Raw genomic sequence first — 13,041 nt, forward strand, 5'->3', positions numbered from 1 at the left:
TGTTAAGATGAAGGAATACGCTCATCTCATTAAAAAATAGCCCAATAGTAAAAATAAATTCTCGCTATTGGGCTTTCTTAGCTTGCTTAAAGTACGGAGAACCAATCTAAGTCATTAGAAACATTATCATTTTTCTGCATGCTTAACTCATCCCCTTGCTTAGAAGAAACCAACGCACGCTCATGAATAATATTAATGATAGTTTCATCGATCGATGACAAAGCCATCTCAGTCTGATCTAGTTCAGGCTCAGAAATCAATTCTACATTCATAGCTAGAGTATCTATTGAATGATTCATTTCAATAGAACCCAGCTTAGAAGAACTAACCATAGTCTCAATCCTTGAAGCAGATATTCCCGAACCGCCTGAAGGTTGAATGTAATCAATACGATATTCGTTACCTAGATACCAGTTTTTCACAGTTACTTTATCGTCAGAATTAGAAATGGTTATAACCATATCGTTCCCCGAACGACTAAAGTTGAGTCGATCGGAAGTTATGTCACCAGTAAACAATAACCAGTCCGTTCCGTCCTCTCCTACGGAGTTATCGATTATGTCTTGACCAGCTCCAGGCCTGAAAACATAGCGATCATCTCCTGCTCCACCAACTAGTAAGTCATTACCTACATCACCACCGAGTTGATCGTCTCCCGCACCGCCGAATTGAGTATCGTTGCCAGCACCACCATCTAAATAATCATTACCAGCTCCGGCGTGTAAGAAATCATCTCCACCCAAACCAAACAACTGGTCATCTCCACCTAATCCATCGAGAAAATCATCACTGTGACTTCGATAAAGCTGCTCCGGATTTTCAGTACCTTCAACATAATTCGTAAATTCCGAAGAGTCAGGAATCGACCAAGTTGTTTCGTTCGTATCTTCAGTAGTTTCAGAATCAGAGTCTTCAGATGTATTATCTTCCACTGGAGTATCCTCTTCTTCAGTGGAGTCATCAGACTCTGTGAGTCTATTTTCAATTTCTGAAGCAGGAATTCCAGTTCCTCCCGAAGGTTGAATATAATCGATTCGATAAGCATCGCCTAAAAACCAATCTTCAACGGTAATTTGATCTTCCGAACCTTGAACTTGAATAATCAAGTTGTCGCCATCTCGAACAAATATCAGACGGTCTTCTGTAATATCACCAGAACAAATCAGCCAGTCCGTACCATCTTCACCGATTCCGTTACGTATGATGTCGTGACCTGTTCCTGGTTTGAAAACGTACATATCATCGCCGCTACCGCCGATCAAAATGTCATCTCCCGCATCACCACCAAGCTGGTCATTTCCTTCACCACCTATCAAGATATCGCTTCCTTGGCCACCATCCAGGTAATCATCACCTTCTCCACCATCGAGGTAATCGTCGCCACCTAGTCCAAACAACTGATCATTACCGCCAAGTCCCTCGATATAATCAGAGTCATTTGAGCGATAGAGTTGTTCTGCAACATCAGAACCAACAATATGATGCGTGTAGCTTGAAGGATCTTGTGTTCCAGTGCCTTGGTTAGCATCGTCGCCAGTACTTGAGTCATCTCCTTGATTTGAATCACCGTTAGAAACGTCACCAGAACCAGTATTTCCAGAATCTACATTTCCGGAATCACCAGAATCACTGCCTGTACCATCTGTAACAGTTGTCTCTTCATCTGAATCATTATCCGCTTCCGTTTGTGGTACTGTCACCTCAATCGCTATCGAAGCAGACTCTTCCGATCGAAGCTCTCCATCAGTAACAAAATAATTTATTACTGCTTGTCCAACAAATCCGCTATTAGGAGTGAATCGGATAACAGCATTAACTGCATCTAGTTCAACACTTCCATTTTCACTTGATAAATCGCTTCCGATAGAGAGCTCATCGCTATTCATATCAAAGTCATTTGAAAGAATATCAGAAACAGCTAGTTCAAGAACTTTACCAGAAGCTACCGAATAACCAGTATCATCATTCGCTTTCGGTGCAAAGTTATGCTGGCTTAAAAAACCATCTATTAACTGCTCGTTGAAAATTGCTCCAATTTCATTTTGAACTGATACTTCGTACTTAATTGAGACATTGTCATCCTCAATTTTTAACATATTATCCAATGTGATTGTTTCACCAGAATTTCCATATTCAATATTCAGGTCTCGATTAAAGTTAGAAACCATAATATCATCGCTATTATCACCTAATGAATATTTCAGTGAGTCTAATGGAATTCCTTTTGGCAAATTAATAAACAGATTGTCCAGTCCCCGAGAAGCACGACTTACGCTATCATTCCCTGCATTTTCTTCCAAATACAAATAGGTAGTACCTGAGGCTGAAATCCTATCATTCCCTTCACCAGGATAAAGTCGGTTTACGCCGCCTTTTCCATCGATGCGGTCATCACCCGCTCCAGCTCTAACGAGATCATCGCCATAACCTGTTGATATTGAATCATTTTGATCAGAACCATAGACCACACTATTGCCGTCAGGTGTTTTAACTCGATTTTCAAATTCGCTTATATTACTGTCGCCCATGTAACCATGTTCATAATTGAACACACTAAATATTCGAGTATCGACTGGTTGTTGTTTCTTTAAGTCAAACCAACCACCTGTTATTTCAATTTCCTTTAAAGCAACGGGTTGATTTTCACCAATTTTAAGCGAAATGTTTTCTCTAATATCTTTCGATTGAACATAACGACCAAACATGTATTCGACAATGACATAGTTTTCATCACCAGTAGAAATTACCATGTGATCGCCATATCGATAATATTCGATATCTGCAGGATCTATCGTTTCATCAAAATAAATGACATCTTGACCTTCTTCTAGCCGGTATTTGATAAGATCCATTCCATGACCTTTCGAGAATTGAATCAGATTGTTTCCACCATTTGGCTCGATACGATCATTACCCTCTCCACCAATCAAAGTGTCATTACCTAACCCAGCAAAAAGCCGGTCTTCTCCAGGTCCACCTTCTAATAAATCTGAACCTAAACTTCCAGATAACAAGTCATCCCCCATATTACCTAACAGATGATCATCTCCATCGTTTCCATAAACTCGGTCATCTCCTGCTAAAGCATTAATAGTAACGGAGTCAGATGTTAGTTGTACTATCTTGTTATCATCATTGTTAATGGTATGCTCAACTTTTTGAATGATCGTATCAACATCCCACTCAACACCATTTGAAAAAACAATTTTATCGATTGAATTTCGCGGTTTATTTCCATCAAAAAAGTGTTGAACAATGACTTGGTCACCAATAAAACCATAATCAATAACTAGAGATTCAAAGTCTTCTTGTCCTCGTGTCAACTTGATATTTTCAGAAGATATACCCTCGTTGAACTTGATTATGTCATGATAGGTAAACTGTGAGAAATCCCACTCTTTCGCTGTGACAGTATCGACACCATCATTTAGAGAAAAAATAAAGGTGTCATTTCCAAAGTTGCCGTAAAGTCTATCGTCACCTTTTCCTCCGATAATAATATCATTACCAGCTTTACCGTTAACAATGTCATTACCGGCTAATGCGTTTATCTTATCGACTTTATCTGTACCCATAATGACATCGTCACCATTAGTACCCAGGTACCCTAGTTCTTCACTTACAGAAACCGAAAAAGTTTGAGATGTTGAGAATCCAGATGTATCGGTCACAATTACAACAACATCAAAAGAGTCTATGTCGCCAAAATCAGGACGACCAGTTAATACTCCAGTTTCAGAGTTAAACTGCAACCAAGTGGGTAGAGTTTGTCCTTTTGGAGCACTAACTTGATACGAAAGCTTGTCACCATCGGGATCCGAAAAAAGGCCATTAGACAAATCGATCTCCAATTGCTCACCCATCGCAATAGTTTGATCTTCGATCATCGCAATAGATTTAGGAGCTCGGTTTCCTTGAATTAAACTTTCAATATCAGAAGAAGACAAAACTGTTCCATCAGTGAAAACGAAAGATTCAATTTTATCGTCAGATGTGTTTGACCAATTTGCAATTAATATTGAATCGCTGCCAGTATCATTCAGCTCAATCAAAAGTCCAGAAGGCTTTTCAGATACCTTCAACAAGCTTGGTTTTATACCCTCTCCGAATATAATACGATCATTCCCGGAAGAATCTCTAATAACATCTTGTCCGTCACCTATATTAAAATAATAGGTGTCGTTACCAGCTCCTCCAGAAATTCGATCGTTACCAGCTCCAGCAATAATTTCATCATCACCACCTGACGCTTCAACAATGTCATTACCACCACCGGTACTTACAAAGTCACTATTTATTGAGCCTGTTACAGAGTCAGAGTATTCTGAACCTTCAAAATTAGAAGAGTCGTAATCGACGTCAGTTAAATCGACACGTCCGTTAGGTAAATGAATTGAATTCAAATATCTTGAGGCATCAGCATTAAACCAATTAATAAAACGAATTTGCTGATATGTCTTACCATTTTCAGTCACTGTCTCCATAGTATATAAGTAGCGGCCGACATCTAATCCCGCTGTATTGATCCAATCGGCATTTTCACCAGTGTATCGAACTATTAATGAATTGTTCTCTCTCGAATAAGATAAGTCATTTATACTCGCATTCATCCATGTCGATGTACTTGTCGTTGGCTTGGGTTCTAAGTCGTTCAGCAGTCGAGCCATACTCATAGATTGACCATTAATAAATTCTAAATTACCTATTTTTCCTATATTAGAATTCTTGAGTAGTATGCGGTCGCCTGCGCCGTAATTGATTTCTATCCCAGTATCCATTTGCATTACAGATAAAGTAGCAGCGCTAACTCCTGCACCAAACCGGATAGTATTTGTTCCAGACTCATCAACAATATAGCTAGTGCCATCGCCGATATTTGCAATGTAAATATCATTCCCAGCACCACCATCTAATCGGTCAATCCCTGAGTTTCCGGCTAGAATATCGTTTCCAGCACCGCCATCGAGTTTGTCGTCTCCGGAGCCACCTGACAGACGGTCTTCACCTTCGCTTCCCCAAAGTTCATCTTTACCAAGGCCACCGATTAAAATATCTTTTCCTTCTCCACCGACAAGCTTGTCATCGCCCGAACCGCCATCGAGATAATCATTTCCCTTTTCACCAAATAGAACATCATTATCAGCATTACCTAATAAGCGATCATCTCCTTCACCGCCCTGCAGTTCATCATCTCCTTCATTTCCTTCTAAATAATCATTACCTTTATCACCGCCAATAATATCTTTTCCAGCTCCGCCGTAGAGTCTATCATCTTCGCCATTACCACGAATTTTATCGTCGCCAGCGCCACCCTTAATGATATCTTTTCCATGAAGCTCTTCAGGCATATCCTCATGGTCACCGATCAACTCATCATTGTCTGCTCCACCATCAATGGTATCGTCACCACCGTAACCAATAACTTTGTCATCTCCAGCACCAGCATAAACAATATCATCACCATTAAATTGCTCTTCCACTTCAATGGTTGTCTCTTTGGCTTCGGCATCATAATTTCCATCAGCTAAAATCTGATCTTTTCCATCGCCACCGTAAATAACATCATTGCCCGCTCCGCCAACAATATAATCGTCGCCATCTCCACCGTTTATGGTATCGTCACCAGCATGCTCTTTTGCATTTTCAATATAAGGGATTAAATTCCAGTTGCCGTTGCCAGGCTCACGATTTTGTATTAAAACCTTATCATCATCAGACCAATCCATAACGTAGCGAACCGACCACATTCCATCGGCTAAAATAACATCATCGCCAGCCCCTCCTTCTAAGCGATCATTATGCGCCCCCCCAATTAAACGATCTTCTCCTTCACCACCATTCAGATAATCATCGCCGCGACTTGCTCGTAAATCATCATCGCCAATACCACCGATTAGTGTATCTCTATCATGACGATATGCAGCTATCGCATTAAATTCTTCTCGTGTTGTGTAGGGTATTTCATCATCCTGGACGCCTTCATTTCGCCATATCATGTCTTTGATAAAGTGATCGCCATCTTTCAGCATATCCGCGCCGTCACCACCATCTAAGTAGTCAGATCCAGCATCCCCCACGAGGTTGTCGTCACCAGATCTTCCCGCTAGGTAATCATTACCAGAACCGCCCCATATTTTGTCGTCGACATTACCGCCTATTAATCTGTCATCACCGAGATGACCAACTATCCGACTACGGTATTCAGTATCATTAGTAACTAACTGACTTCCTCTGTCACTCTCATTATCAGAAATCGAATATGCAAGATACTGCATTTCTGGCTCAGCACGGCTCATATACTCATCAATCGATTCGCTTCTTTCATAGCGATTCCAATAATCAGTCAGAGTTATAGAAGAAGTTGTGTTGTCTTCTTGTTCATCCACTTCGTCTGAGTCGATGGGTAGGTTGATACCTAAATTTCCATTCTTAAAACCACGAACCGTAACAGACGAAGCAACTTTACCTTCAACCTCGAACTCAATCGTTAGATCTTTCTCGATAAGAGAGTAAACAACGCCATTATCTTTATCGTAAAAAATAGCTGAGCTCTTACTCTTTTTCTTAGCTCCTGTACCATCAATCACATGACCTTCAAACTTTATTTCGCCATCTATATCACCAGTAGATACTGCATAAATATTCTCAATAGTGTCATTTCCTGAAAAACGGTCGAATTCATATGTATCAAAATCTTGTCCACCCCATAAAATGTCACTATCCTTTCCACCAACCAGAGTGTCATCGCCTTTACCCCCGATTAAAGTATCAACACCTTCTAGGCCTTTTAATTCATCATTTCCAGAACCGCCATCGAGAAGATCGTTTTTTGCTCCTCCATTTAACTTATCATCACCCAGAAAACCAAATAACTCACTTTCTAAGCCTTCTGATACCAGTGTATTATTTTCACTGTTACCAAACTTAAATTCTTTATCAAAACTCAAAGTAAAACCGGTTCTATTAGTTACTTCAATATCATTCACTGTTTGATAAGAAGCATTTGCAAGGTCTGGAACTTTAGATAGTAACCTAGTTGTATAACGATCATTTTCGAATGAATCTAATTTAGCACGATGCATCTGCAAAAGAGCACTAATAGTATCAGTTTTATACGCCTCTAGATCAATTTGGTTATAGGACGCTAAATTTTTTTCAATAGTAAATGGAGCAGCATTATTTATAGCAAATATAACTGCCTTCTTCCGCACATCACTTCCGTTATCATAATAATCCAGTAACTCACTATACGTTTTTCCACTTAAAATTCCTATCTTCGATCTTATCGGATTTGCTTTTAATTTTTCAGAAATTTCATAAATACCTGTCCAATGATCTGAATAAGTATTGTCATAGAGAGCTTTTCCTAAATGTGATATCAATAGCTTATAAGAATAATTCTCTAGGTGGAATGTACTATCAAGTAATTTTGAATAATCACTAAGAGTGAATCTTTCATCAATTTTTGAAAACAACCAAGCTATAGCCAAAGAGTCAGACAAGCCAACAGATGAATGATCTGTACCAGGAACTCCATACTCTATATTTACAGGAATACGTGTACCAAGTTGCTCAAACCAAAAGTCGCTTGTGACTACTTCTAATCCGTCTTCAGCAAAAACATTATAAGAGTTACCAAAATTATTATAACTACTTTGCCCCCCTATATCTTTATAAAACTTGTCTTCATTAGACTCTTCTCTCCAAAAGTTAATTTTAACTTTCTCGAGCAGTCCTGCTGTACCAGCACTATTATAGCTATAGTAATCATTTACCAATTCAGGAAAAAGTCTACCGTAAGCCGCGGCAAGATTTCCTCCTAAGCTGTGACCGGTAGAGTTCATTTTACTTTGAAATATTTCAGATAAACCTAATCCATCATACCGTAACTCAGTCGTGATTTCTTCACCCATCCTTACCGGTCCAAATCCAAACTCAGATGTAAAATTACGTGACGTGTATTCATACGGTTGATTTAGAGGTGTCTTAAGTTTATTAATTAAGTTCTTTAACTCTAAAACTTGATTCTTAGGAATTCCGCTCCTAACTATTCCATCAATATCTGCATCAAGAATGTCCTTCATCCCTGCTGTACCCCTTGCAGAGAAAATATAGGGCGTAGTTGAGGCTCGATTAAAATCGCTCTCTTTAAGTTTAAAAATAGTTGCTGAAAAATCTGATAGTTCTGTGTCAGGCTGATGATAAGCAACACTGAAATTTTTAACAAAGAATTTTATTTTTTGACTATTTGTATTCCAGTCACCATTGTTGCTCAGGCTTTTCTCAACAATTTCATCAGAAAGATATTTTCCCTCTTCGAACTCAACATAAGAGGCAACACTCAACATTGAATGAATAAATTTTGATTCTATACTACTCATTAGAATTTCCTTACTTAAATGTATCTTTAATCAACTCTCTCTGATGGCTTACCACTCTACTTTTTGAGTTGATTGCATTGCAGCTTTTAAAACCAAAAGACAAAATAGATTCCAAAGAATCACTTCCTTTATTAACAGGATAAAAAAGTGAATAACCAGAAAGTTTTTTGCCTTCTTTTAAATCAAAAATATAAACTTCTTCTTCAACAAAACCAAAAAACTGCGTACTTCTAGACACTAAAGCATATCCAGTATTAGATATAATTTTATTAAACCATGACCGAGAATATGACTCTTTACTAAGCCCATTTATCTTAAACTCCATTCCACCACTCTTATATTTATCAATAGAAAAATCGTGAGAAGGCGATGTTATAAGAAAATCTATTTTATAGTTTTCTACATATCTTTTTGCAACATCTGAATCGAAATATGTATCATTATCGAATGGAAATAATCCATTTACGAATATTGAGCTAGGTCTTTCAAGCCTAGTATCAGGATGAAAGTAGAAAACTTCTGAGCACTTATTGTCATGATATATTTTCTTAGGAATGTAGATATAAAGAGGAAAAATAGCGACAACCAAGGTAACCCCCCCTCTTTTTAATGCATACCTTTTACTCTTCTCGTCAAAGCAAGCAGATGATATCCCCCAAGCCATTAAGACAATTACAAAATATATAAATAAAACCATCAAACCAATCATATCTTCCCCCTTGCCTTTATTATATTTCCCGACTACTTTCTTTAATTGTTTTCTTGATCGGTGATAAAATAAAATCTATTACTCTTCGTTCACCGACTTTAACTTCTGAAATCAATGTCATACCGGACATCAAACTTGCTGGTTTTCCATCGATTTCAATATTGTTTTCAATGTTATCTACCTGGCTTTTAAAAATAAAAGTGCCAGTTTTCTTACTCGCTTCATCTAATTGAAGCTCGCCTAGTTTTCCGTCTAACATGCCATACTTTGAAAACCGGTACGCATCGACTTTTAAAGCAACTGGCATATTTCTCTCCAGTAATCCAATGTCTTTATTTTCAAACTGAACCGTAGCTTGCAAGCTTTGGTTACCTTTGTTATCAGTAACAACCTCTAATACACCGCGACCGGTCACGACAATATCAACTTTACTTAAGCACGCCCAAGCGATAGCGGAGAGGAATAGTATAATAATACTCCATGTAATCCACTGTGCGACTTTATTAGGTGGTGTTTCAGTTACTTCAAGAACAGCGGGTAAAAACTCATAAAGTTCCGTTTCTTTGATACCGCCAGTGCTATCTGCAATTGCTATTTTCTTCATGATGATTGATATCCATTCAGTTTCGCGTAATAGCCATTTTTCTCAATAAGATCGTCATGATTACCTTGCTCAATCAACTTTCCTTGCTCGAGCACATAAATTGTGTCTGCATTTCGAATAGTTGATAAACGGTGAGCAATCATAATAACGGTTCGGCCTTGACAGATGTCCTTTAGATTTTCCTGAATAATTCTTTCTGATTCATAATCGAGAGCACTCGTTGCCTCGTCAAAAATTAGAATATCTGGGTTAGTTAACAACGCTCGTGCAATAGCAAGACGTTGCCTTTGTCCCCCAGATAAATTTCTTCCATGTTCACCAACCATGGCATCATAGCCATTGGCCATTCCAACAATAAACTCGTGCGCACCAGCCATTTTGGCAGCTTGAATGATTCGCTCCATAGAAGCCGTAGGATCACCAAACGCAATGTTTTCTTTAACCGTTTTGTTGAATAAAAAGTTCTCTTGAAGAACAACTCCAATTTTACGTCGCAAGTATGCTGGATCAATTAACGAAAGGTCTGTTCCATCAATGGTAACCTTTCCTTTTTCAGGTAAATAAAGTTTTTGAATCAATTTCGTCAATGTGCTTTTGCCAGAACCCGAGCGTCCCACGACACCAACTACCGATCCTGACTTAATTTTTATACTGACATCTTCTAAGACACGTGGCATATCTGCCGCATATTTAAAGCTAATGTTTTTAAAGTCTATATCGCCCTTTAAATTAATTCCGGCAGATTGACTGGAATTTAGAGTAGGCTCCGTAGGTGTATTTAGAATATCACCAAGTCGTTCTACTGAAACACGAGCTTGTTGAAAATCTTGCCAAACTTGAACCAATCGTAAGATCGGACCAGAAACACGACCTGCAAACATATTAAACGCAATGAGCTGGCCCATGCTAATCTCTTGCTCGATAACTAAACGAGCACCTATCCAAAGAATTAATACGGTTGTTAACTTATTAATAAAGCCCGCGATTTGATTTGCGATATTACTTAAATTTGCAGTTTTAAAATTTGAGGTAACGTAATGGGCTAACTGTTCTTCCCATCGGCGTTTTACTTTTGGCTCTAAAGCAAGAGCCTTTATAGTTTCAATTCCATGTACACTTTCGGTTAGAAATGCTTGATTTGCAGCACCGTATTTAAATTGGTCATCTAGCCGGCGCTTTAAAATAGGCGTAATAACTACAGAGAGAATTATATACAATGGCATCAACAGAGCTACCACTGCAAAAAGTGTTGTGCTGTAGTAATACATAATGGCAAAGAATACAACACTAAATAGAATATCGATGACCAATGTCAGTGAAGTTCCCGTAATGAAATTACGAATGCTATCGAGCTCTTTCACACGCGCAACAATATTACCGACTTGCCGAGACTCAAAAAAGCTAATCGGTAATTTGACCAGATGACTAAATAATTTAGAACCCAGCTCAACATCAACGCGATTTGTGGTGTGTGAAAAGACATAGGTTCTTAGGCCAGTCAGTACAACTTCAAACAACGACACAATTAACAGACCAATGCATAATACGTCGAGTGTCGTTAAACTTTGATGCACTAATACTTTATCAATAACAACCTGAAAGAAAAGCGGTGAAACTAACGCCAACAATTGAATAACGAAAGAGGCAACTAATACTTGGATAAGCAGTTTTTTGTATTTTAGTAAAGAGGGAATGAACCAAGAAATGTCGAATGACTTCTTTAAACTGTCCAAAGACAGCTTGCGTTTAAAAAATACGGAGAAACCAGAATAGCTCTCTGAAAAGTCAGCTTTGCTCATTGATTCGGTTGATGAAGCACCGCATTTCTGAAAAATAACATCGGTTTCGGTGATTCGAACAAGTACAATGTATTCGCCGGAATCTAATATCGAAACACAGGGCAATAAGGTATTTTCTAGCTTTTCAACATCCACTCGCTTTTTAGCGGCTTTTAATCCGGCCTCTTTCGCAAGCTTTAAAAAAGCCAACTCATCAAGTGATTCAAGCTCAAATCCATGATCCAACGCTAGAGATTCAATAGAAGCATTTATGTCTAGATATTTAAAAATAACCGCTAAACTGTATGCGGGCGACAACCCGTTATCGACTCTTGCATCCACGCTTCCTGTCTCCTTGAATAACTTTGAGGCGCGGATACTACAGATCTCATTATCGCTTTTCGAGGTAAATATTTAACAAGTAGGACTTATGTACGAGATTCAGGTAAGAATTGTGAACAATCCTTAAAGTCGGTGTAGCTTTTACAATCAGTAATGACTAATTCTCTAGTAAATTGGTCAAATGAACCGAAACCGCAAGCTCAGTCTTTAAAGAACCTTGGTCACTCGATCGAATGGCACTCTGACACCACGTTGCTTGACATCACGATAAATTCGCACCGCTTGCATCGTTTTATCTTTCGAATCAAAAGGGCCAAAGGGATCACCATTTGCGTCTTCGAAATACCATCCATTTTTCACTCGAAATACTCGGCTCGAGCGGTAAAAAAGGCTGTATTTATTATCTTTATGCTTCGAATCAACCAGTTCCATTATCGCTCTCTCTTTTTCTCCACTGAACTTAATTTATTAGACGAGGAAAGTGACTAAAGCGAATGAGAATGACAAAAAATCTCAAATTCTGAAGTTGTAAACTAGACAATTTCGAAGGAAAACACGCTAACTATCTATGGATGCTGGAAAAGTTTAAAACGGTTGTATAAACAAGCAAACAATCAACTTAGGAAACAAAACATGCTCATTGTGCAGCGCATCAATCTCTTATTTATCGAATTACTCATCCGTTGAGACAGGGTTCATTATTTACTAATTCGAGTTATCGAGGCATAAAATATAAATAACTTGAAAAGACTGTTTAAGAGCAAACAGCACTAAGCAGTCGGTACTTTTCAGTACCCAGGTATTTTAATCTTCCTGATTTTCTAACCAGTATTCCGTTTCTGCCTTCGCTTTCGAAAGATCTTCATCAGAAGGTAGAGGCTGGCCGGTATAGGCATGCAAAAAGGCTTCACAGAGCAACTCACTATTGGTTGCATGTCGTAGGTTATTAACCTGACGCCGTGTACGCTCATCGGTAAGAATTTTTAGTACTTTGAGCGGTATGGATACAGTGATTTTTTTAACTTCTTGGCTTTTCTTTCCGTGCTCTGCGTAAGGGCACATTGCTTCATCCACTTTTTCAACCATAAATCACCTCAGCTCTATTCTAGCCGGAGATCTTACCCTGCTGGTGGGATCTGTCAATTGAGATAACTAAAAATTATACCCTAGACATCTAAACGTCTTGACTTCCACTTAACGCCAAACTAGCATTTAGCCATCTAAACG

At 38.6% G+C, this 13,041-nt stretch carries 6 protein-coding genes; all 6 read right to left on the reverse strand.

The window, feature by feature from the left end; genetic code table 11:
- Positions 1 to 86: 86 nt before the first annotated feature.
- Positions 87 to 8,381, reverse strand: a complete 8,295-nt coding sequence (locus FAX86_RS22590; protein WP_144392159.1) for a calcium-binding protein — start codon at positions 8,379 to 8,381, stop codon at positions 87 to 89.
- 10 nt (positions 8,382 to 8,391) lie between these two features.
- Positions 8,392 to 9,090, reverse strand: a complete 699-nt coding sequence (locus FAX86_RS04580; RefSeq protein WP_144392160.1) for a hypothetical protein — start codon at positions 9,088 to 9,090, stop codon at positions 8,392 to 8,394.
- 19 nt (positions 9,091 to 9,109) lie between these two features.
- A complete protein-coding gene (locus FAX86_RS04585) occupies positions 9,110 to 9,694 on the reverse strand; it encodes a beta-barrel domain-containing protein (RefSeq protein WP_144392161.1) in 585 nt (194 codons plus the stop codon).
- On the reverse strand, positions 9,691 to 11,814 hold the full coding sequence (locus FAX86_RS04590; protein ID WP_164503457.1) for a peptidase domain-containing ABC transporter: 2,124 nt from the start codon (positions 11,812 to 11,814) through the stop codon (positions 9,691 to 9,693). The genes FAX86_RS04585 and FAX86_RS04590 overlap by 4 nt, the downstream gene beginning before the upstream one ends.
- Before the next feature lie 207 nt (positions 11,815 to 12,021).
- The gene (locus tag FAX86_RS04595) at positions 12,022 to 12,246 is read right to left on the reverse strand and encodes a DUF6316 family protein (RefSeq protein WP_144392162.1); all 225 of its coding nucleotides are present in this window, start codon (positions 12,244 to 12,246) and stop codon (positions 12,022 to 12,024) included.
- Between the two features lie 372 nt (positions 12,247 to 12,618).
- Positions 12,619 to 12,900, reverse strand: coding sequence for a met regulon transcriptional regulator MetJ (gene metJ, locus FAX86_RS04600; RefSeq protein ID WP_144392163.1), 282 nt, complete (start codon positions 12,898 to 12,900; stop codon positions 12,619 to 12,621).
- Positions 12,901 to 13,041: the final 141 nt, after the last annotated feature.

It is taken from the genome of Pleionea sediminis (genome assembly GCF_007570825.1).
Lineage (GTDB): Bacteria > Pseudomonadota > Gammaproteobacteria > Enterobacterales > Kangiellaceae > Pleionea > Pleionea sediminis.

What these genes read in the sequence shown, in the direction of transcription:
- FAX86_RS22590 (WP_144392159.1), bottom strand. Translation starts at nt 8,381, where the DNA reads ATGAGTAGTATAGAATCAAAATTTATTCATTCAATGTTGAGTGTTGCC.
- FAX86_RS04580 (WP_144392160.1), bottom strand. Translation starts at nt 9,090, where the DNA reads ATGATTGGTTTGATGGTTTTATTTATATATTTTGTAATTGTCTTAATG.
- FAX86_RS04585 (WP_144392161.1), bottom strand. Translation starts at nt 9,694, where the DNA reads ATGAAGAAAATAGCAATTGCAGATAGCACTGGCGGTATCAAAGAAACG.
- FAX86_RS04595 (WP_144392162.1), bottom strand. Translation starts at nt 12,246, where the DNA reads ATGGAACTGGTTGATTCGAAGCATAAAGATAATAAATACAGCCTTTTT.
- metJ (WP_144392163.1), bottom strand. Translation starts at nt 12,900, where the DNA reads ATGGTTGAAAAAGTGGATGAAGCAATGTGCCCTTACGCAGAGCACGGA.